A 21,897-nucleotide genomic window follows, 5' to 3' on the forward strand; every position below is an offset into this window, starting at 1 on the left:
CAATGTGTTTGTATCTTTGAGCTAGAATACATACACATCGCACGTAAAGGAAGACCATGCCCCGAGCCTCCGCCGCCGACGCCGCAGCGACCGCCCGACGCATCCTCGAAGCCGCCACCGCGCACTTCGCCGAGCATGGCTACGCCACGGCCTCCGTCGACGAGATCGCCCGCACGGCCGGCGTGACCCGCGGCGCCGTGTACCACCATTACGTCTCGAAGCCGCAGCTGTTCGCCGCAGTCGCCTCCGCGCAGCAGCAGCACATCGCGGATGCCATCGTCGCCGCCACCGCAGACAGCGCTCCGGATGCCGCCCTCGGCGACGGCAGCCACGCCTTCCTCGACGCGATCACCGACGGTACGGCCGCGCGCATCCTGCTGATCGACGGGCCCGCCGCGCTCGGCTGGGAGCACTGGCGCCGACTGGACGCAGAGGGCCCGGAGAACGAACTCAGGGCGGGGCTGCGCGAGGCCGGAATCACCCCCGCGCTCCTCGACCCGCTGACGGCGGCCCTCTCCGGAGCGATGAACGAGCTCGCGCTCTGGCTCACCGCCCAACAGGACGCCCCCGCAGCACGTCGACACGCACACCGCGCGCTCGACAGCGTCCTGGCGTCCGTGGCCTCGCGGAGCTGACGCGCAGGCGCTGCACGCGCCGGGCATGAAAGAAGGCCCCAGAGTGGAGTCCGGGGCCTTCAGTTCAAGCGTAGCTCAGATCAGAGCGCTTCGACAATCGCACGCATCAGGTCTGCCGTCTCGGACGGCGTCTTGCCGACCTTGACGCCGGCGGCCTCGAGGGCCTCCTTCTTCGCCTGGGCGGTACCGGCCGAGCCGGAGACGATCGCACCCGCGTGACCCATGGTCTTGCCCTCGGGAGCGGTGAAGCCCGCGACGTAGCCGACGACCGGCTTGGTGACGTGCGCCTTGATGTAGTCGGCCGCACGCTCCTCGGCGTCGCCACCGATCTCACCGATCATGACGATCGCCTTGGTCTCGGGGTCGGCCTCGAACGCGGCGAGCGCGTCGATGTGCGTGGTGCCGATGACCGGGTCGCCACCGATGCCGATGGCGGTCGAGAAGCCGAGGTCGCGCAGCTCGAACATCATCTGGTACGTCAGAGTGCCCGACTTCGACACGAGGCCGATCGGGCCCTTGCCGGTGATGTTCGCGGGCGTGATGCCGACGAGCGCCTCACCAGGGGTGATGATGCCGGGGCAGTTCGGTCCGATGATGCGGGTCTTGTTGCCCTTGCTCTGCGTGTAGGCCCAGGCCTCGGCCGAGTCGCCGACCGGCACACCCTCGGTGATCACGACGAGCAGCGGGATCTCGGCATCGATGGCCTCGATCATCGCGTCCTTCGTGAAGGCGCCGGGGACGAAGGCGATCGACACGTCGGCGCCGGTCTCCTTCATGGCCTCGGCGACCGAGGCGAAGACGGGCAGCTCGACGGCGTTGCCGTCCTTGTCGGTGTGCGAGACCGTGGTGCCGGCCTTGCGAGCGTTGACGCCACCGACGACCTGGGTGCCGGCCTTGAGCATCAGCGCGGTGTGCTTGGTGCCCTCGCCGCCGGTGATGCCCTGGACGATGACCTTGGAGTCCTTGTTGAGGTAGATCGACATTCTTCTAGTCCTTCAGTCTCAGGCGTTGGCGAGCTCGGCGGCCTTGTCGGCGCCCTCGTCCATCGTGGCGGCCAGGGTCACGAGCGGGTGCGCGTACTCGGCGAGGATCGCGCGACCCTCGTCGACGCGGTTGCCGTCCAGGCGCACGACGAGCGGCTTGGAGGCCGTGGCGCCCAGCGTCTCGAGCGCGCCCTTGATGCCGTTGGCGACGGCGTCGCACGCCGTGATGCCACCGAACACGTTGACGAAGACGCTCTTGACCTGCGGGTCGCCGAGGATGACGTCGAGGCCGGCGGCCATGACCTCAGCCGAGGCGCCGCCGCCGATGTCGAGGAAGTTGGCCGGCTTCACGCCGTTGTGGTTCTCGCCCGCGTAGGCGACCACGTCGAGCGTGGACATGACGAGCCCTGCGCCGTTGCCGATGATGCCGACCTCGCCGTCGAGCTTCACGTAGTTGAGACCGGATGCCTTGGCCTTGGCCTCGAGCGGGTCTGCGGCGTCCTTGTCTTCGAGCGCTTCGTGCTCGGGGTGACGGATCTCGGAGGCGTTGTCGTCGAGCGTGACCTTGCCGTCGAGCGCGACGATGTCGCCTTCTTCGGTGCGGACCAGCGGGTTGACCTCGACGAGCGTCGCGTCCTCACCCTTGTAGACGTCGAAGAGCTTCACGAACACGTCGGAGACCTTCTCGATGAGCTCTTCCGGGAAGTTCGCCGCGCGAGCGATCTCGACGGCCTTCTCCTTGTCGATGCCCGTCAGCGGGTTGACCTCGACGCGCGCGAGCGCCTCGGGACGCTCGACGGCGAGCTCTTCGATCTCCATGCCGCCCTCGACCGAGCAGAGGCTCAGGTAGGAGCGGTTGGCCCGGTCGAGCAGCACGGAGAAGTAGTACTCCTCGGCGATGCGTGCGCCCTGGGCGACCATGACGCGCTTGACGACGTGGCCCTTGATGTCGAGGCCGAGGATGGCCTTCGCTGCTTCGTACGCCTCGTCGGGCGTCTTGGCGACCTTGACGCCGCCCGCCTTTCCACGGCCGCCGGTCTTCACCTGAGCCTTGACGACGACCACTCCGCCGATCTTCTCGGCAGCCGCCCTCACCTCTTCAGGGGTGTCCGCGACGATGCCGGCGAGAACCGGCACTCCGTACTTTTCGAAAACGTCTCGTGCCTGGTACTCGTACAGATCCACTGTGGTTCCTTCACTGGGCTGCTGTCTGGTAATTCTCTCGATGTCGAGACATCGACCAGTCCCCCAGCCTACTACCTCGGCCTGGACGCTCCTGCGGCCCCGCCCCCTCTGCGGTCAGCGCCCTGCCGGCACACCGCGGCGACGCGCCGGGAGAGCGACCAGACGCAACTGCCGGGTGATGAGGAACGGCGTGACCACGAGAGCCGCGCCCACAGCGACGATCACCGGGCGCACGACGAGCACGGGGAGCGAACCCCACAGGGCGATGAGGATCGACCCGACGAGGACCACGACGAGCACGACCTCGCTCACGAGCAGCTGCCGGCGCACCGAGGCATTGTCTTCGGCCAAGGTCGTCTCACGTCCGCGCACCAAGATCCGCGAGGTCCATCGTGTGCCGTCCCACCAGCGCCGGGTGCCGCGTCTGCGCGTGTCGAACCACCCGGCCGCAATCCCGTCATCACTCACGCTCCTCAGTATGACGGCCGCGCATCGGCGACTCCGCCCGCCGAGGTCTAGGCTTTCGCCATGCACGAATCCGCAGAACTGCGCACCGGCGTCGTCGCCGCAGCGCTCGAACTCTTCAGCGCCCAGGGGTTCGATCAGACGTCGGTCGAGCAGATCGCCAAGGCAGCCGGAGTCTCCCGCTCGACCTTCTTCCGCCAGTTCGGCGGCAAAGAGGATGTCGTCTTCGCGGATCACGAGGTTCTCCTCGAGCAGCTCAGAGAGTTCCTCGACGAGGGGCACGACGACCCGTGGGGCGCCGTGTGCGCGGCGTCCGAGTCGGTCTTCGCGCACTTCGCCCATGATCCGGAGCTGGCCAGGCGCCGCTACCAGATCGTGCGTCAGGTGCCCGTGCTGCGCGAGCGCGAGATCATCACGGTCTTCCGATACGAGCGGTTGTTCGACGACTACCTGCGAAGCGCGCTCCCCGGCGTCGATCCGCTGGATGCGGTCGGGTTCGCCGCCCTCGTGACGGCGGTGCACAACCACGTGCTGCGTCAGCTGCTGCGCGGCCGCAAGAAGGTGCCGCTGGCGACGCTGCAGACGGCGCTGGCCGATGTGCGCCGCCGCTACGGCGTCGCCGGGGACGAGGCGGCCTCCGCTCCGGACGACATGGTGGTCGCGGTGTTCCCGCGCTCCATGCCGATCGCCGAGGTCAGCCGACGACTGCAGTCCCAGCTCGACTAGCCGTTCGAGGGTCGTGGAACCGAGTGTCGAGGAGTACGATACTCAGGTCCACGAAGGAGCCCCATGAGCACCGAAGCCACCCCGTTCCCCGGCGAGCGCGTCTCGTCGTACGACATCACCGGACGTCAGGACAGCGACTACTACGCCGTCTTCGCCGACATCCCCGCCGCCGACCGTGAGGCGTGGGACCGCGCGAAGTCCTACATCGACGAGGTCGCCCCGCAGATGGCTGACGCCTGGGATCGCGCGGAGTACCCACTCGAGGCCGCGCGCCGAATGGGCGAGATGGACCTCGTCGTCGACGGCATCCAGCACCCGTCGCTCACGAGCCTGTCGCCGCTGGCGGCGGGCCTGGTGAACATGGAGATCTCCCGTGGCGACGGCTCGCTGGGCACCATCCTCGCGGTGCAGGGCGGACTCGCGTTGCGTTCCCTCGCCCTGTTCGGCTCCCCCGCACAGCAGGAGCGTTGGCTCACTGCTCTCGCCAACGGCTCGGTGCTCGGGTCGTTCGCTCTGACCGAACCCGACCACGGCTCCGACTCCGTCTCGCTGGAGACCGTGGCTCGCCGCGACGGCGACGAGTGGGTCGTCCGCGGGACGAAGAAGTGGATCGGCAACGGCGCCTCCGGCGGCATCACGTTCGTCTGGGCCCGCATCGACGACGAGGGCGCGGCCGAGCACGGCGCCGTGCGGTGCTTCCTCGTGGAGCAGGACACCCCCGGCTACACCGGAAGCGTGATCCGCGGCAAGGCCTCGCTGCGAGCGATCCACCAGGCGCACATCGTGCTGGACGACGTGCGAGTGCCCCTCGACGCCGTGCTGCCGGGGACGAAGAGCTTCAAGGACGCCTCGACCGTGCTCTACGCGACCCGCTCCGGTGTCGCATGGTCGGCGCTCGGACACGCGACCGCCTGCTATGAGGCGGCGCTGGCGTATGCGACCCAGCGGGTGCAGTTCGGCAAGCCCCTCGCGAAGTTCCAGATGGTGCAGGAGCGCCTCACCCACATGCTCGAAGACCTCACCGCCATGCAGCTGTACTGCCGGCGGATGGCAGACCTCGAGACAGCGGGTCAGCTGCGTCCGACCCAGGCGTCGCTGGCGAAGTTCCACAACACGCGTGCCGCGCGTCGGATCGCCTCGACCGCCCGCGACCTGCTTGGCGGAAACGGGATCCTGCTCGAGAACGGCGTGATGCAGCACATGGCCGACATCGAGGCCATCCACACCTACGAGGGCACCGAGAGCGTGCAGGCACTGCTGCTCGGGCGCGACATCACCGGGATGAGCGCGTTCGCCTGAGACGCGTCCACCCGGACTGGATCACCGGCCCAGGGAGCGCACATGGCGCTCTCGGCTCGCCGCGGCACCGGCAACGGCTTGCACGCCCAGCAGGAGGACGAGCGCCGCGACCGGTAGGGCCCATCCCCCGACGGCGGCGTGCAGGATGCCGAGGCCGATCGGACCGAGGCCCGCCACCAGGTAACCGATTCCCTGCGCCATGGTGGACAGATGTGCGGTGTGCCTCGCATCGGGCGCACGGAGCACGATGTAGGTCAGCGACAGGGCGATGGCGGCGCCCTGGCCGAACCCGAGCAGTGTCATCCACACCCAGGGCGCGGCTCCCCCTGGCGCGACGAGAAGGCCAATCAGCCCCGCTGCGCACAGGAGCGCAGAGAGCAGGACGGGGAGCCACGTCGGTCGGATGCGGCGCAGCACTGTCGGGACGAGCAGCGCGGCCGCGATTCCCGGAAGGCTCGAGTATGACAACAGCAGTCCGGCATCGGACACCGAGACCCCGGCATCCTGCAGCATCGTCGGAATCCAGGTCAGCGCCGCATAGTAGCTCAGGCTCTGCAGGCCCATGAAGCCCGTGACCGCCCACGCGACAGGATCACGCAGCAGCGTCGACATCCGTGGTTCGTCCCGCAGCTCCACGATCGCATCGGCGGGCGCACGGGGTGCGCCCGCCGCACTCGGCGAGTCGGTGACCGCGCGCATCGCCCGGGGCAACCAGATCAGCAGCGCGAGCACGGCGGGGATCGCCCAGATCGCCAGGGCGCCCCGCCACGACCCGTCGAGCGCAGTCATGAACGGCACTGTGAGGGCCGCAGCCGCAGCGGCGCCGAGGAACAGCGATGTGGAGTACAGCCCCATCATCAGGCCGAGACGGTGCGCGAAGTCCTGCCTGATCACGGCGGGCATGCAGACGTTGGCGACCGCGATACCCGCCCCCACCAGCACCGTGCCGCCGAAGAGCGCCACGGGAGAGGGAATGAGGCGGATGCCGATGCCGACCGCCACGACGAGCATCGTCAGCGCGAGCAGTCGATGCAGTCCGAACCAGCGCGTCAGCGCGGGAGTCAGGAAGGCGAAGGCGCCGAAGGCGAACACGGGGATCGTCGTCAGGAGCCCTGCCGCCGCCGCGGGAATGCCGAGGTCATGTTCGATCGCGGGGAGCACCGGTCCGACCGATGCGACACCCATGCGGAGGTTCAGGGCGATCATCAGCAGGCCGATACCTACGTAGATCCCGGTGAGAACGCCGCCACGGCGGGCGGACGGCGTGGTCAGCGGGGTCGGGGCGGTGTCGAACGGCTCCTGCATCGTGGTCATGCATCGAGTCCAGCACTCACCCTGCTTGTCAGGAAACACGTACACTGCATCTTGATGTCGAATAATCGCCAATCTTCACGACTGGTCGACCTGAACCTGGTCGACTTCGGCTCACTCGCCGCCCTGCCGATGGAGGGCGCCTACCGCTTCGCGCACGCCGAGACGTCGCCGCGCCACGCCCACCCGCTCGGACATCTGGTGCACGCGGCCTCAGGAGTGCTCTCGCTGCTCACCGACGAAGGCGCCTGGATCGCACCGTCGACGCGCATGGCGTGGGTGCCGGCCGGCGCCGAGCATCGTCATCGCGCGCACGGTCGCACGGACATGCGCATCATCCACCTGACCGATGAGCTCGCTGCGCTGCTGCCGGCCACCCCTGCCGTGCTCGTCGCGACCCCGCTCGCACGAGAGGCCGTGTTGGCGATGACCTCCGACCGCCCGCGCAGCATGAGCGCGCTGGACCACCTGCGCCGCGTCATCGTCGACGAGGCGGTCACCGCGCCGGAGCAGCCCCTGCATCTGCCGGAGCCGCATGATCCGCGCCTGCGTCTGGCGGCGCGCATCGTCGAGGACGATCTCGCCGTCCCCATCGCGCTCGGCGAGCTCGGCATGCGCACCGGCACCGCCGAGCGCACCCTGAGCCGCCTGTTCCAGCAGGAGACCGGCATGGGATATCGGCAATGGCGTCTCCAGCTGCGCGTGCACCGCGCGCTCGTCCTGCTCGCGGACGGCTCCTCGGTGACCGACACCGCTGCCGCGTGCGGGTGGGCGACGACCAGCCAGTTCATCGAGCAGTTCACACCGTTGGTCGGGATGACCCCCGGCCGGTACCGCCTGTCTCAGCTCCCGGCGTGAGTCGCGCGCACCATGCACACGAGGCGCTCGCGCTCGTCCCACGAAGGCACGCGCTCGAAACCCCGCGATTCATACAGCCGCACAGCGCCGTCGCGCCAGTCCCACACCGACAGCCGAACCTGCGCGGCGCCGAGGTCGGTCGCATCGTGGAGCGCGGCGTCGAGCAACGCCGATCCCACCCCTCGACCGCGTGCCGCAGGCGCCGCCCACAGCCGTTTGATCTCCGCCGCCTCGTCGACCACGGACAGCACCACGACTCCGACGATGCGCACCCCGAGCTGCGCCAGCCACACGCGATGCTCGGCATACGCCGCAGCCGGGTCTTCGACCTCACGGAGGTAGCGTTCGGGGAGCGAAACCACCGAATCGAGCGCGTCTCCCGGCTCTTGCAGACTCTTCTCGAGCTCGGTCTGCTGCAGATAGGCGCGCACGGCCGCACCGACCTCGAGCGCATCGGGTCCGGTGAGGTCGGCGAGTCGGATCAACGGCCGCTCGGCCGCTGATCCGACATCAGCACTCATGATCAGTTGCAGCCGCAGCCGCCGGCCGGAGTCTTCACCATGAAGCACACGTCGCACACTCCGTAGTCACGCTCCTCGACCGGCATCGGCGACTTCGCAGTGCGCGGCGCGGACACCCGCGGAGTCGTCGTGCGCTTCGCAGCGCGCGGCGGGGTGATCGGAAGGAGCTCGGTCGGGTGGCTGACGTAGAAGTACGGTGCCCGCCCTTCGCTCGGCTGCAGACGCAAGGCGACTGCGCCGACGACGACTCGCTCGTCTTCGGTGAAGCCGTTGGTGTAGGTGCGCCCGATATGAAGGGACGCCCCCTCGCCACGGCGGATCGCCTCGATGTAGCGACCGCGGTCGATCAACGAGCTGATGCCGATGCCGTCGACGATGGCTTTGATGAACGCGTGATTCGTCGGATCGATGCGGTGCGCGCGCAGCGCTTCCGAGAGTGAACGGTATGGACGGGAGGTGCCTGCGGGGGTCGGCCCCTGTGCTTCTTTCATTTGTTCCAGGATCGCACGCTCAGAGGGGTGCGTTCGACCGCTTCTGCACCGCGCGCATGCCAAACTGACCTCATGGCTCAGGCGACGATCATCGGATCCGGTCCGAACGGGCTCGCTGCAGCGGTGACGCTCGCGCGCGCCGGCTACCAGGTGCGTGTGCTCGAGGGTGCCGACACGATCGGCGGCGGGGTGCGCACGCGCGAATCCACGCTGCCGGGCTTCCTGCACGATGTCTGCTCCGCCGTGCATCCGGCCGCCCTCGCCTCGCCCTTCTTCCAGGCGTTCGGGCTCGATCGACGCCTCGAATGGATCAGGCCCGATGCCTCATACGCCCACCCGCTCGATGACGGACGCGCGGCGATCGCCTGGCGTGACATCGACCGCACGGCGGCGGACCTCGGAGTCGACGGGCACGCGTGGCTCTCGCGGTTCCGCCCGCTGAGCTCCCACATCGACGGAGTCGTCGACTTCACGGGCAATCAGCTGCTGCGGGTGCCGCGCGACCCGGTGACCGCCGTCCGCTTCGCCATCAGGATGCTCGACCAGGGCACGCCACTGGCTGCTCGCGCATTCCGCACGGAAGAGGCGGCAGCCCTCATCTCCGGAGTCGTGGCCCACGCCAACTCCCCGCAGCCTTCGCTCGCAGGTGCTGCTGCCGGGCTGCTGCTGGCCGCGCTCGGACACGCGGGCGGCTGGCCCTATCCCCGTGGTGGCGCTCAGCGTATCGCCGACGCCATGGTCGCCGACATCACCGAGCATGGCGGGACGGTCGAGGCGGGAACACCCGTCTCCGACCTCGGTGCGCTGGATTGGGGCGACCCGCGGCGCGGCGACCTCCTGATGCTGAACACCTCGCCCCGACTCGCGCTCACACACCCTGATGTGCCGGCGGGATACGCACGGGCGGTCTCCGCCTACCGCTACGGACCGGGAGCTGCGAAGGTCGACTTCGCCCTCGACGGGCCGGTCCCCTGGACGAACCCCGAGGTCGCCAAGGCGCCGACCGTGCACCTCGGCGGCACCCGTGCGGAGGTCTGGGAGAGTGAGAACGCGGTCGCTGCCGGGCGGGTGAGCGAACACCCCTACGTGCTCGCCGTGCAGCCATCGGTGCTCGACGACTCGCGTGCCCCTGCGGGCAAGGCCGTGCTCTGGGCTTACATCCACGTGCCGCCGGGGTCCGACCTCGATCCGACCGAACTCATCACCGCGCAGGTCGAGCGGTTCGCCCCCGGGTTCCGCGACCTCATCCTGGCGCACCACGCGGTCCCGGCTTCGTCCCGCGAGGCGATCAACCCCACCGAGATCGGTGGCGACATCTCCGGCGGGGTGTTCGACATGCGCCAGGCGCTGCGGCGGCCCGTCCTCTCCCCCGCCCCCTGGCGGACTCCGATGCGCGGGGTGTACCTGGCCTCCGCCTCGACGCCTCCCGGCCCCTCCGTGAACGGCATGGCGGGCTGGCATGCCGCCCGTACCGCGCTGCGAGATGCCGGCGAACGTGCGACGTCGACCGACCTGTTCGGCTGACCTGCTGCGCTGACCGAGGGCCTTCCCTCACGGATCGCCTGCGGCCAGGATGGGACCATGCGCTATGAGATCCCCGCGCCCATGCTCGCCAAAGCGGTGCCGGCGGTCCCCGACCCGGCGAAGACTCCCGGCGGACTCCTGTACGAGCCGAAGTGGGACGGCTTCCGCGGCCTGATCGCCTGGGATGGTGAGACCGTGGAGATCGGATCCCGGGGAGCGAAGCCCCTGACCCGCTACTTCCCCGAGCTGGTCGACGCGATTCCCGATCTGCTGCCCGGCCCCTGCCTGCTCGACGGTGAGATCGTCGTCGCCACCGGCCCTGATGGATCGCAGCGCCTGGACTGGGAAGCGCTGAGCCAGCGCATCCACCCGGCAGCCTCGCGTGTCGCCAGACTGGCGGTGGAGACACCGGCGATGTTCATCGCCTTCGACCTGCTCGCCTCCGGGGGAGACGACCTGCTCACGCAATCGTTCGAGACGAGGCGGGCGCGACTCGAGACGCTCATGGAGGCGGTCGAGCACCCGCTGCACATCACCCGCACGACCCGCGATCGCGATGCGGCCGTCCGCTGGCTCGCAGAATTCGAAGGTGCAGGACTCGACGGGGTCGTCGCCAAGCCGCTGGATCAGCCCTACGCACCGGGCAAGCGCACCCTGTTCAAGATCAAGCACGCCCGCACGGCCGATGTGGTCGCCCTGGGCTATCGCATCCACAAGTCCGGCTCGGGTGTCGGCTCGCTGCTGGTCGGCCTCTACGGCGACGACGGGGTACTGCGCCAGGTCGGCGGCGTGGCCGCGTGGAGCGACGTGCGCCGGCAGGAACTCGTCGAGGAGCTCGCGCCCCTGGTGGAACGCGATGAATCCGGCGACGCCGTGAAGGCGGAGGGCGAGCGATCGCGGTTCAGCGGTTCGAAGGATGTCTCGTTCGTTCGGCTTCGTCCGGAGCGGGTTCTCGAGGTGCGCTACGACCAGCTCGAAGGCGCCCGCTTCCGGCACACCGTGCAGTTCGAGCGCTGGCGCCCGGATCGCGATGCCCGCTCATGCACCTACGACCAGCTGGAGACCGTAGCGGGCTACGACCTCGCCGACGTGCTCGCCTGAACCGGGGTCAGCCGTTCTCGGCGGGAGCGCCGTCTTCGTCCCAGTTCGCGGCGACCTTCTTGCTGGGCTGCACCCGCGGCGGCTCGCCGGGCATCTTGGGGAACTCCGGAGGGAAGGGCAACTCCCCCAGCCCGCTCTCCTTGTCGCGCTCCCACCACTGCAGCAGGGTGTCGATGCGCCCAGGCGAATCCTGCATCGAAGCCCAGGGATCACCGATCTCCTCCAGGCGCTTCGGAATGCTGCGCACCGTGAACGTTCGCGGATCGAGTCCATCGAGCTCTTCCCACGTCACCGGAGTCGAGACCGTCGCCCCCGGCAGGGCACGGGGACTGTAAGCGCCGGCCATCGTGCGGTCGCGGTTGGCCTGGTTGAAGTCGACGAAGATGCGCTCGCCACGCTCCTCCTTCCACCAATTCGTCGTGACCTGCTCCGGCATCCGACGCTCGAGCTCGCGTCCTGCAGCGATCACGGCGTGCCGCACGTCGAGGAACTCGTGGGTCGGCTCGATCGGCGCGAACACGTGCAAGCCGCGGTTGCCGCTGGTCTTGGCGAACGCCTCCAGGCCCGCATCCCGCAACACCTCGCGCAGCGTGTGAGCTGCGGTCACGGCATCCGCGAAGTCCGTGCCCGGCTGCGGGTCGAGGTCGATGCGCAGCTCGACGGGGTCGTCGGCGTCGGTGGCCAGCGACGCCCAGGGGTGGAACACGATCGTGTTCATCTGCACCGCCCAGACGATCGCACTCGCGCGGTTGAGGACGATCTGCGGATGCTGCCGCCCGCTGTTGTACGTGACGGTGACGGCGTCGACGAAGTCGGGGGTTCCCTTGGGCGGGTTCTTGGAGAAGAAGCCCTCGGCCCGTGTGCCGCCGGAGGGGCCGATGCCGTCACGGAAGCGCTCGAGCGACACCGGACGGTTGCCGTTCGCGGCGAGGAAAGGCGTCGACACGATCTGGACGTAGTCGGCGAGCTCGGCCTTCGTGATCCCGAGATCAGGCCACACCACCCGGTTCGGGCTCGAGAGTGCGACCTCGCGCTCTCCATCGGAGTCGGCGACGGTCAGGGTCACGCGTTCGGAGGCCATGCTCCGACCCTAGAGCGCGGCCCCGACAGAGGGAACCCCGCGCACGCGCTCCCGCGTGCGGGGTTCGGGTGAGGTCAGTCGCCGAGGTCGACTGCGAGCACGAGGACGGGCGTGAGCGCGTCGCGCTCGACCACGATCGACGGTCCGGCGGAATCGACGATCACGCCGGCCATCTCGGAGTGGCTCGTGAGGACCTTCGCCAGCTGCTCCGGCTCGAACGGAAGCGGACGATCACCCCGGCCGAGCGCGATGACCTCGAGCGGGTGCGAGAAGAGCTGCAGGAACCGGCGTCCGTCGGTGGTCTGCGCCTCGGCGATGCCGACCGGTCCACCACCCGACCCGTCGTTGACGGCCACCCACATGCGCTTCGATGCGAGCGCTTCGCCGACCTTGACGGTGGAGTCCTGCTCGCGGGGAGCAGCGAGGATGCTCTTCACCGTCATGTCGACATCGGCCTGCTCGAGCGTCTTCTGCAACAGCTCGGTCGGGAAGACCACGCGGTGCGGTGCCGAGGCGTTGTCGACGATGAGGCCGGCGAATTCACCCGACACCACCTGCTGCAGCACCGAGGTCACGGGCTGCGCTACGGCCGAAGTCGCTGCGGGGTCGGCCTCGAGCTGCACCGAATCGCGCACCGCACGCGCAGAGCTGAACGCGAGCATGAACTGACGATCGTCCGCGTCGCGGACCACGGCGACCGAGAGCGGCTTGCCCTCGCTGATCTGCGCACGGGCGTCACCGTTCACGCGGATGTACAGGTGCCCCTGGAGCGCCTGACGCATCACACCGAGCAGCTGGTCGTTGGTCGCACCTGCCTCGATCTCGGTGAGCGCTTCGCGCAACAGGACGTTGTCCTTCATCCCGGCGACGGTCTCGGTCTGCTCCGGCGGGAGCGACGGGGCGAGCGGCAGGCGTCGCTCCTCGGAAGCCTCGGGCTGAGGGGTCGGGCTCGGCTGCGGCGGTCGCGGGGCGGCGGGTGCAGCCGCCTGGGGAGTCGCATCAGAGGTCGGCAACGCCACCTCGGGGCCGGCTTCGGCACCGACTCCGCGGAATGCCTGGACCGAGATCGCGATGGCGGGCGCTTCGACCGAGGGCTCGGCGACGGACGCGCCTTGGTCTGCGGCGACAGTCTCGTCAGGCTGAGCGTTGTCGGTCTCGACAGCATCGACGGTGGGGGCGACGGCATCGTCACCGGACTTCTTGCGGCGGGAGAAGAGGGCCATATGAGCCAGCCTAACCGGCAATCCCGCCTGTGTTTCGCCGTGGAGGGATGCTCCCGCCGGAGCTAGATCTTCTCGATCGGCGCGACCTTGATGAGGAGCTTCTTCTGCCCTGAGGAGTCGAACCTCACGTGGGCGATGCGCTTCGCACCCTCACCGGTCACGGCATCCACTCGTCCTTCACCGAAGTCGACGTGACGGATGCGGTCTCCCGCTGCGAGTTCGAGGTCGCCGTTGTCGCGCATCTTGGCCGTGACCCGGTTGGGGAACTTGTCCATCGCCGTCGACAGCGGCTTCAACGAGTCGCGCCCCGGCAGCGACTTCACCGCGAAACGGTCACCGGAACCCGAGCCCGAGCCGCCGAAGCCGCCCTGACGGCGGGCGTTCAGCGCACGCGACTGCATGCCGCCACGCGAGTTCACATCTCCCGGCGACTGCCGCCAGTCGATCAGCCCCGCCGGGATCTCCTGGAGAAAACGGCTGGGCATCGCGACGGTGACCTCGCCGAACTGGGCTCTCGTCATCGCGAGAGACAGGTGCAGGCGTTTACGCGCACGCGTGATGCCGACGTAGAAGAGGCGCCGCTCCTCCTGCGGCCCGCCCGGCTCTCCGGCCGAGATGCGGTGCGGGATGAGGTCTTCCTCGACACCCGTGACGAACACTGCGTCGTACTCGAGGCCCTTCGCAGTGTGCATGGTCATGAGCGAGACCGAGCCGGATTCGTCGTCGAGGTCATCGGCGTCTGACACCAGGGCGACCTCGGTGAGGAAATCGACGATCGTCCCCTCCGGGTTGTTGCGTGCGAAGTCGCGGGCGACGGCGACGAACTCGTCGAGGTTCTCGACGCGCGCCTCGTCCTGCGGGTCACGGCTCGCGCGCAGCGCGTCGAGGTAGCCGCTCTTCGACAGCAGCAGGCTCAGGCCGTCGGCCACCGCCGTGGGCGGAGGCAACTCGCCACTGGCCGGAGTCAGGATCGCGGTGGCCTCGGCGAGCACGGCGTCGAGCTGCGCGATCGCCGCCTGGATCTTCGGACCGACACCGAGCTGTCCGGGCATCGACAGCGCGTCGCGGAAGCTGATGCCGTGCTCTTCGGCGAACCGGGCGATCGCCGTCTCGGTGACGTCGCCGATGCCGCGTCTCGGCTTGTTCAGGATGCGGCGCACCGACATCTCGTCTGCCGGATTCGCGACGGCGACGAGATAGGCCAGGGCGTCTTTGATCTCAGCGCGGTCGTAGAACTTCGTGCCGCCCATGATCTTGTAGGGCACCGCCGAGCGGATGAAGATCTCTTCCAGCGCGCGGGACTGCGAGTTGGTGCGGTAGAACACCGCCATCTCGGAGTAGGGCATGCCTGCTCGGTGCAGCGACTCGACCTCGTCGGCGACGAACTGCGCCTCGTCGTGCTGCGAGTACCCGGTGAAGCCGATGATCGGATCGCCGTCGCCCTTGTCGCTCCAGAGCTTCTTGTCTTTACGGTCGAAGTTGTTGCCGATCACCGCGTTCGCCGCAGACAGGATGTTCTGGGTCGAACGGTAGTTCTGCTCGAGGAGCACCACGCGGGCGCCGGGGAAGTCGCGTTCGAACTCGCTGATGTTGCGGATGTCGGCGCCGCGGAAGGCGTAGATCGACTGGTCGGAGTCACCGACCACGGTGAGCGAAGCACCCGCCTCTCCGGCATCTGCCGTGGGGGCGGGGTCGGGCTCGAAGATCATCATGCCGTTCGAGGCATACGGGTCGGGGGCGGCACCGGCGGAGCCCGACACGGGACGCGTCAGCTCATGGATCAACGAGTACTGCGCGTGGTTGGTGTCCTGATACTCGTCGACCAGGATGTGCCGGAACCGCCGACGGTAGGTGTCGGCGACCTGCGGGAACGCCCGGAACAGGTAGACGGTCTGCCCGATGAGGTCGTCGAAGTCGAAGGCGTTGGCCTTCTGCAGCTGGCGCTGGTAGTCGGCGAAGACCTCGACGAAGACCCGTTCGGTCGGGTCACTCATGTTGGCCTGACGCGCATACGACTCGGCGTCGGAGAGCTCGTTCTTCAGCTTGGAGATGCGCGACTGGACGGACGCCGGCGTGAGCCCGTACGCGTCGGCCTCATGCTCTTTGACCAGGCGCTTGAGGAGGGCACGCGAGTCGCCGGAGTCGTAGATCGTGAACGACTTGGTGTAGCCGAACTGCTGGGCCTCTCGGCGCAGGATGCGAACGCAGGCGGAGTGGAACGTCGAGATCCACATTCCACGGGCGGCGTCGCCGATCAGCCCCTCGACGCGCTCGCGCATCTCACCGGCCGCCTTGTTCGTGAAGGTGATCGCGAGGATCTGGCTCGGCCAGGCCTCACGAGCGCGCAGCAGCGAAGCGATCCGGCGAGTGAGCACGCTGGTCTTGCCCGACCCGGCACCCGCGACGATGAGCAAAGCGGGGCCGCGATAGGTCACGGCCTCGAGCTGCTGCGGGTTCAGGCCGGCGAGGAGATCGTCTTGCCCGGGGGCTCCCGACGAGCGGGGACCGGCGGTGGACGGGACGATGAGAGGAGCTTCGGTCATGGCCTTATGAGTCTAGGCCGCGGCACCGACATCACGGCACGGATGCGGGGGCCACGGAGGGGCGCACGGGTCGGCCCGTGCGCCCCTCCGACGTCAGGCCGCGTGCCTGCGGCGTCGAACGGCGACGGCACCACCGACCAGGAGCATCAGCGCCAGCGCGACCGCGGCCACCGGGAGCTCGGAACCGGTCGCGGCGAGACCACCCGCGGCCGCCCCACCGCCCGCGGAGATGCGGATGTCGGCCCAACCCAGAAGCGCGCCGTTCGCGTCGAACACCGCGATCCGGTGCGCACCGAGCGGCGCATCCGTCGGTATGGTCACCGTGATCGCGCCGGAAGCGGTCAGGGCGCCCGTCGCGATCCGCGCGGGGTCGGAGTACATCCACACCGCCACGTCCTTCCCGGCGCTGTCCGCACCGACCGTGACCGTGACCTTCTGTCCGCGGGTGGCCACCGACGGGTTCACCGTCAGGCCATTGCGGTTGTCGTCGATGAGCCCGGCGCCAGGCAGCGGCGGGTTCTCGCCGCCGGGGTTCTCGCCGCCGGGGTTCTCGCCGGCGGCCCCCGGAAGCGTTCCGGTACGCAGCGCCTCTGAAGCGAATCCATCGGCGAACCACCACACCGGACGCTGACCGTCGACCGACAGCGAGGCCGGCGCGGTCGCGAAGCCCTCGTTGTTGATGTCGGGCATACCGGCGGGGCGGGCGTAGTGCGCGATGCCCGGCTGCGCGGTGCCGTTCAGGGTGAGCTCCGCCGAGCGGCCCTGACAGCCGTCGTCGCACACGGCCCACAGGGTGCCTCGCACGCTGTCATAGTCGAGCGCCATGACACCGGTGAGGCCGGGAGCGATCTCCGACACGAGCGTCGCCGAGCCGTCGGTCCCGAGTGCGAACGCGTAGACGTGCCCGTTGTCCTCGACCGCGACGAAGAACAGCCCGTTGCCGTGACCGGTGTAGTCCTTCGGGTCGTATGCCGCGCCCTTCTTGTCATCGAAGAGCTTTCCGGCGAGCGCCGAGTCGGGCACCCACTGCACGGCCTCCATGCCGAGGTTCGCCCCTACCGCAGGAAGCAGCGCCGTGAGATCCCACTCCTGCTGGGCCACCAGGTCGCCGTTCGAGGCATCCGGGTCGACCTTGAGCACCACGTTCTGGTTCACACCCTTGGCGCTGTTGTCGCGTTCTGAGGCCACGTAGACGAAGCCGTCTCCGTCGACCGTGATGCCCTCCGTGTCGGGGCCTGCAGCACCCGGGTTCGCGGCATCCTTCTGGAAGCGCACGCGCTTGCCCGCATCCCAGCCGTCGACCTTCTCGACCGAGCCGTCGGCATGCGCCTCGAGCTTCCAGATGCGGCCCTCGCCGTTGTCGACGGCCCAGAGGAACGCGCCGTCGGCGGTCTCCTGCACGTCGAGTCCAGAGCTGTCCTCGAGGAACGTCGGGATGCTGTCGACGACGCGCACGTCGGCGGAACCCGGCCACGTCGCCACCGCGACCTCGCCGGCGCAGACGTTCGCCGCGCCCTTGGTGGACTCCGCCGTGACGGCGAAGGCGCCGGTGGTGTCGGCGCAGCGGCCCCAGGTCGTCGCGGCGTGGCCGTCGCCCCAGGAGGTCTCGTCGACGAGCAGGTCGCCGTCGAACACCCGAACCGCATCGCCGGCCCCGAGACCGAACCCGAGCTGATCGCGCTCGATGACGAGGTACTCCCCCGCGCCGATGGACGTGCCGGCGGGGATCGCATAGGCGTGGGTGTCATCGTCGTCCTTCACGACGATGCCGGACACATCGAGCGTCGTGCTCGTCGGGTTCACGAGCTCCACCCAGTCGTCGGGCGAACCGCCGTCGGATTCGACCTCGTTGATGCGCACCGGGTTGCCGCACGCGTTGCGCAGCCCCTTGGTCGAGACCGCGATGTCGACGAAGTCACCCGAACCGTCGGCGCAGCGGGCCAGAACACCGGCGGCATGCGCGGTGTACACGTGCTCGTCGACGGTGTTGCCGTTCGCGTCGCGGATCGTGACCGTGTCGCCGTTGCCGAGACCGAAGATGAAGTCCGCCGGCTGGTCGAAGACGAAGTAGCCGCCCGGCTGCAGGATCGTGCCCGCCGGGAGCGGCGTCGCCTGGGCCGCGTGACCTGCCGGGTCGTTGTCCATCACGGTCCAGCCGGAGAGATCGACCGCCGTGCTGCCGGTGTTCACGACCTCGACCCAGTCGGTGGTGTCGCCGTTCGACTCGATCTCGTTGATCACGACGTCGGGCATCACGCACGAGTTCGTGACGCCGGGGGTCGGGTGCGCGAGCACGAAGGAGCCGACGCCGTCCGGGCAGCGCGCCAGGGTTGCAGCGGCGAAGTCGCCGCCGATCGCGGCGTGCCCCTGCCACGGGAGGGTGTCGTCGATCAGCGTGCTCGTGGTGTCGTAGAGGCGGATGCGGTCGGCGCTGCCGATGCCGATCGGGTCGCGGAACGCGGTCTCCACGCCGCCGACGAGCCCGATCGTGCCTTCTTCGACGACCAGGAACCCGCCCGCAGCGATCTGCGTCCCCGCGAGGAACTGCCAGCGGTGGTCGTCTGAGTTGTCGCGGATCTCGTAGCCCGAGATGTCGAGCGCCTCGGTGCCCGGGTTGTGGAACTCCACCCAGTCGGCCGGCTGCGAATCGACCTCGTTGATGACGATGGGCCCGGCGACGGGAGCGACCGAGCAGTCGTTCGGCGCGCCGGGCGTCGCCACGGTCGCAGGCGCCCAGGCACCCGTGCCGTCAGGGCAGCGCGCCCACACCGAGAGCGGTGCGGTGTTCTCGTAGGCGTAGGAGTCGACCTCGGTGCTGCTCGGATCGAAGAGCACGACCTCGTCGCCCTTGCCGAGCCCGAAGGTGAAGTCGACATCCTTCACGAGCACCAGGAACGCTCCCGGTGCGAGCACGGTTGCATCCGGCGCCTTGCCGAAGGTGTCGCGCTTCTCGTCGGCGATGGTCCAGCCCGCGAGGTCGACCGCTTCACTTCCGGCGTTGTAGATCTCGACCTGGTCGGCGAGACCGGTCGCCGCGTCGTCATACACGATCTCGTTCAGCACGAGGTTCGGTGCGGCCGAGATCGCCTCAGTGGGGCGGATGCCGGGGTCGGCGCCGATCGCGGCGGCGGGCGAGGCGAGCAGGGCGGCGGCGCTCAAGGCGCACACCGCCGCGACCGCCGCTGCAGATTGCAGACGGGGCATGGAGGACTCCTGGGTGGCTCGGTCGGCAGACCCCGCCGGACGCGAGGCCGGTCCGGAGGGGACTCAGTCGGGTACCAGCCCAGACCACCGAGCCCGCGTGGCCGCGAGGAAGCCCTCAGGTGCACGCAAGGTGAACGGGAGGTGGCGGTTGCGCACGCGCCGGTCGTACCCACGTCATGGCGCGACTCCCCGTTCCGGTCGCACTTCCTGCCGCCTGAACGGGCTCAGAACGACTGAAAGTGCGACCGGAGCAGTCCCGGGAACGACCTCAGGCGATGCGGGTGCCCGGGGGCAGGCGCCGGGCGGGCGTCCGCGTGCGCGCCCATGCTCCGGCGAACAGCGAGCCGGCGATGACGACCTGCACGCCGAGACCCACGAACCAGCTCGGCACCGACGATGCGATCACTTCTTCGGCCGTAGGGGGGTCGCCCTCCGGATCACATGCGTCCCAGCGCTGTTCGAGCGGTGACTGCTGCGCGCTGCGCAACCCGTACTTGATCTGGCCGAACATGTCGACGGGATACCCCTGAGGTGAGAACTCGGTCGGCGTCGCATCCGCCAGCACGACGAACGGGTTCGCCGCGAGCGTCCACCAGACCAGGTCGAACCGGGGTACCTCCTGAGTGGTGTTGACCTCCCACCGGTCGCACTCGGGGTTGCCGTTCGCGTCGTAGGGACGCGAGTACACGGTCGCCTCGCTGCGCACCGCCATGCCGCCGAGGCCGAATGCGATGAGCGTTCCGAACACGAGTGCGGCGACCACGAGGTACGTGGTCACGACGGAGAACAGCGGACGGGCGATGAGTCCGCTCAGACCCACGCCGATCGCGGCCACGATGATGATCTCCGCCGCGAGCACGAGCAGCGAGACGAGCAGCACAGCCAGGTCCGCTCCCCCACCGAGCAGCGACAGCGCGAGGAACGGCACGGCGACCGCCAGGAAGGTGCCACCGGTCGCGACGGCGGCCACCAGCTTGCCGAGCATGATGTCACCGGTCGATGCGGCGGTCACCTGGACCGCGGCGAGAGTGGCGGCGTCCCGGTCGCCGTTGATCGCGTTGCCGCTCAGCGTCGGGGAGACCAGCACGACCAGCAGCAGCACGATGTTGACGACGATCGAGTACACACCGGCGCCGACGGCGTCACCCCAGGAGTACACGGCGAACGAGAGCCCGGTGACTCCCAGCAGCACGAGCGCGAAGACGCCCAGCAGCACGTACCAGCCCACGCTCCGCAGCCGCTGGGTCAGCTCGAGTCGGGCGATGATCCCGATGTTCGCGAGGCTCATGCTCCCGCCTCCGTTCCGGTGGGTGCCGCGGGCGGCGTCGCATGCTGCAGGTTCAGGAAAGTGTGCTCCAGGTGGCTCTGGGCGGGTGCGAACTCCACGACCGGGAGCCCCGCCTCGACGAGATGACGCAGCGACTGGGCCGCCGTGTCCTCACCGGTGAACCCGACCAGCACCGCGCCGCGGTCTTCGGCGAGCGATTCGGGCGCGAGCCCGAGGTTCGAGGCCACCTGCCAGGTGTCGGCCTTCATCCGTTCGGGGGTCGCACCGGCGAGACGGATCCGCCAGGCGCGCACCATGGCCTGCGCCGGGGCCGCGTCGACGACCGAACCCGCGACGAGGAACACCGCGTCGTCGACGACCTCCTCGAGCTCCGAGAGGATGTGGCTGGAGATCAGCACGGTGCGGCCCTCGGCGGCGAAACGACGCAGCAGCACCCGCAGCTGCACGCGAGCCTCCGGATCGAGGCCGGACGCCGGCTCGTCCAGGAGCAGCACCTGCGGGTCGTGCACGAGGGCGCGGGCGAGTCCGAGCTTCTGCTTCTGCCCGCGGGACAGCACCTTGGCCGGAGAGTCGGCGAGGTCGGCGAGACCGACGAGCGCGAGCACCTGCGCGGCGCGGACTGCGGCCTCGGGCTTCTCGATGCCGTACAGGCGGGCGGTCGTGACGATGGTCTCGCGGGCAGTGAGCGACGGCCATGCGCCGAGGGCGTCAGGCATCCATCCGAGCAGACGACGGGCGGCAAGCGGATCGACAGACGGATCCACACCACCGATGCTGATCGTCCCGGTGTCGGGGGCGAGGAGCGAGGCGAGCATCAGGAGGAGGGTGGTCTTGCCCGCCCCGTTCGGCCCCACGAGCCCCGTCACGCGGCCGGGCTCTGCCCGAAGAGTCGCTGCCCTCACCGCCTGCACTGTCCCGAACGCTCTACTGACGTCTTGCACCACGATTCCGGTCATGCGGTCAGTCTGGCATCGAGGAGCCGCCGCATCGGGGAGCTCGGGGCGGATGCTCAGGCGCGGGCGATCCGGACTGACACAATCAGCTCATGCGCACGATCCTCAACATCATCTGGGTCATCCTGGCCGGCTGGGCCTTGTTCCTCGGGTACGTCCTCGCCGGCATCCTGCTGTGCATCCCGATCATCACGATCCCCTGGGCGATCGCCTCGTTCCGCATCGCCGCCTACGCCATCTGGCCGTTCGGTCGCGAGGTCATCAGCAAGCCGACCGCCGGCGTCGGGTCGTTCCTCGGGAACGTGCTCTGGGTGATCCTCGCGGGGTGGTGGCTCGCTATCGGTCACATCGTCTCCGGCATCCTGCTGTGCATCACGATCATCGGCATCCCGATGGGCATCGCCGACTTCAAGATGGTGCCCGTCTCGCTCATGCCACTCGGCAAGGAGATCGTCTCCACGCGCCGCGGCGCATTCGACCGCACACTCTGAGCGGGACCCCTCCTA

Annotated in this window: 19 protein-coding genes; 7 read left to right on the forward strand and 12 right to left on the reverse strand. The window is 69.1% G+C overall.

Going from position 1 to position 21,897, the window contains the following annotated elements; genetic code table 11:
* Positions 1-56 precede the first annotated feature (56 nt).
* Entirely contained in the window at positions 57-635 is a 579-nt protein-coding gene (locus ACIQTX_RS15540; protein ID WP_402973713.1) for a TetR/AcrR family transcriptional regulator, read from the forward strand.
* An 80-nt stretch (positions 636-715) separates the two neighbouring features.
* On the opposite strand, the gene sucD is transcribed toward ACIQTX_RS15540, so the two are convergent.
* The 3 genes from sucD to ACIQTX_RS15555 all read right to left on the reverse strand — a co-directional run bounded on the left by sucD (position 716) and on the right by ACIQTX_RS15555 (position 3,271).
* Positions 716-1,618 (reverse strand): succinate--CoA ligase subunit alpha, encoded by a 903-nt coding sequence (sucD, locus tag ACIQTX_RS15545; protein ID WP_028502363.1) that lies wholly within the window; start codon positions 1,616-1,618, stop codon positions 716-718.
* A gap of 18 nt (positions 1,619-1,636) precedes the next feature.
* Positions 1,637-2,803, reverse strand: a complete 1,167-nt coding sequence (sucC, locus tag ACIQTX_RS15550) for an ADP-forming succinate--CoA ligase subunit beta (protein WP_028502362.1) — start codon at positions 2,801-2,803, stop codon at positions 1,637-1,639.
* A 114-nt stretch (positions 2,804-2,917) separates the two neighbouring features.
* Positions 2,918-3,271 carry a DUF2510 domain-containing protein gene (locus tag ACIQTX_RS15555; protein WP_402973717.1) on the reverse strand — a complete coding sequence of 118 codons (354 nt, stop codon included), beginning with the start codon at positions 3,269-3,271 and terminating at the stop codon, positions 2,918-2,920.
* Between the two features lie 60 nt (positions 3,272-3,331).
* Between ACIQTX_RS15555 and ACIQTX_RS15560 the strand changes: the two genes are divergently transcribed.
* Together ACIQTX_RS15560 and ACIQTX_RS15565 are read left to right on the forward strand one after the other, a co-directional pair.
* Positions 3,332-3,994: a TetR/AcrR family transcriptional regulator gene (locus ACIQTX_RS15560; protein WP_105527671.1), complete on the forward strand. Its 663-nt coding sequence runs from the start codon at positions 3,332-3,334 to the stop codon at positions 3,992-3,994.
* 63 nt (positions 3,995-4,057) lie between these two features.
* A complete protein-coding gene (locus tag ACIQTX_RS15565) occupies positions 4,058-5,293 on the forward strand; it encodes an acyl-CoA dehydrogenase family protein (RefSeq protein ID WP_402973720.1) in 1,236 nt (411 codons plus the stop codon).
* Between the two features lie 21 nt (positions 5,294-5,314).
* Here the strand turns inward: ACIQTX_RS15565 and ACIQTX_RS15570 are convergent, their stop codons facing one another.
* Positions 5,315-6,607 (reverse strand): CynX/NimT family MFS transporter, encoded by a 1,293-nt coding sequence (locus ACIQTX_RS15570; protein WP_402973723.1) that lies wholly within the window; start codon positions 6,605-6,607, stop codon positions 5,315-5,317.
* A 54-nt stretch (positions 6,608-6,661) separates the two neighbouring features.
* Between ACIQTX_RS15570 and ACIQTX_RS15575 the strand changes: the two genes are divergently transcribed.
* Positions 6,662-7,462: an AraC family transcriptional regulator gene (locus tag ACIQTX_RS15575; RefSeq protein ID WP_402973726.1), complete on the forward strand. Its 801-nt coding sequence runs from the start codon at positions 6,662-6,664 to the stop codon at positions 7,460-7,462.
* On the opposite strand, the gene ACIQTX_RS15580 is transcribed toward ACIQTX_RS15575, so the two are convergent.
* Both ACIQTX_RS15580 and ACIQTX_RS15585 read right to left on the reverse strand, forming a co-directional pair.
* Positions 7,447-7,983 (reverse strand): GNAT family N-acetyltransferase, encoded by a 537-nt coding sequence (locus ACIQTX_RS15580; protein ID WP_402973729.1) that lies wholly within the window; start codon positions 7,981-7,983, stop codon positions 7,447-7,449. The genes ACIQTX_RS15575 and ACIQTX_RS15580 overlap by 16 nt on opposite strands.
* Positions 7,984-7,985: 2 nt before the next feature.
* Positions 7,986-8,474, reverse strand: coding sequence for a hypothetical protein (locus ACIQTX_RS15585; RefSeq protein ID WP_028502355.1), 489 nt, complete (start codon positions 8,472-8,474; stop codon positions 7,986-7,988).
* Positions 8,475-8,546: 72 nt separating this feature from the next.
* Between ACIQTX_RS15585 and ACIQTX_RS15590 the strand changes: the two genes are divergently transcribed.
* Entirely contained in the window at positions 8,547-9,998 is a 1,452-nt protein-coding gene (locus ACIQTX_RS15590; RefSeq protein WP_402973732.1) for a phytoene desaturase family protein, read from the forward strand.
* A gap of 57 nt (positions 9,999-10,055) precedes the next feature.
* Positions 10,056-11,099, forward strand: a complete 1,044-nt coding sequence (locus ACIQTX_RS15595; RefSeq protein ID WP_402973735.1) for an ATP-dependent DNA ligase — start codon at positions 10,056-10,058, stop codon at positions 11,097-11,099.
* Between the two features lie 7 nt (positions 11,100-11,106).
* Here the strand turns inward: ACIQTX_RS15595 and ligD are convergent, their stop codons facing one another.
* The 6 genes from ligD to ACIQTX_RS15625 form a co-directional block, all read right to left on the reverse strand.
* The gene (ligD, locus tag ACIQTX_RS15600) at positions 11,107-12,180 is read right to left on the reverse strand and encodes a non-homologous end-joining DNA ligase (protein ID WP_105527663.1); all 1,074 of its coding nucleotides are present in this window, start codon (positions 12,178-12,180) and stop codon (positions 11,107-11,109) included.
* 74 nt (positions 12,181-12,254) lie between these two features.
* The gene (locus ACIQTX_RS15605; protein WP_402973740.1) at positions 12,255-13,403 is read right to left on the reverse strand and encodes an SseB family protein; all 1,149 of its coding nucleotides are present in this window, start codon (positions 13,401-13,403) and stop codon (positions 12,255-12,257) included.
* A 62-nt stretch (positions 13,404-13,465) separates the two neighbouring features.
* Positions 13,466-15,946, reverse strand: a complete 2,481-nt coding sequence (locus ACIQTX_RS15610) for an ATP-dependent helicase (protein ID WP_402973743.1) — start codon at positions 15,944-15,946, stop codon at positions 13,466-13,468.
* A 93-nt stretch (positions 15,947-16,039) separates the two neighbouring features.
* Positions 16,040-19,150, reverse strand: a complete 3,111-nt coding sequence (locus ACIQTX_RS15615) for a lamin tail domain-containing protein (protein WP_402973746.1) — start codon at positions 19,148-19,150, stop codon at positions 16,040-16,042.
* A gap of 268 nt (positions 19,151-19,418) precedes the next feature.
* On the reverse strand, positions 19,419-20,438 hold the full coding sequence (locus ACIQTX_RS15620; RefSeq protein WP_402973749.1) for an ABC transporter permease: 1,020 nt from the start codon (positions 20,436-20,438) through the stop codon (positions 19,419-19,421).
* Entirely contained in the window at positions 20,435-21,394 is a 960-nt protein-coding gene (locus ACIQTX_RS15625) for an ABC transporter ATP-binding protein (RefSeq protein ID WP_402973752.1), read from the reverse strand. Before ACIQTX_RS15625 ends, ACIQTX_RS15620 begins: the two co-directional genes overlap by 4 nt.
* Before the next feature lie 89 nt (positions 21,395-21,483).
* On the opposite strand from ACIQTX_RS15625, the gene ACIQTX_RS15630 reads away from it, so the two are divergent.
* Complete coding sequence (locus ACIQTX_RS15630; RefSeq protein ID WP_046748802.1) at positions 21,484-21,882, forward strand: YccF domain-containing protein; 399 nt, start codon at positions 21,484-21,486, stop codon at positions 21,880-21,882.
* Positions 21,883-21,897 lie beyond the last annotated feature (15 nt).

Source organism: Microbacterium sp. NPDC090281 (assembly GCF_044769635.1).
GTDB lineage: Bacteria > Actinomycetota > Actinomycetes > Actinomycetales > Microbacteriaceae > Microbacterium.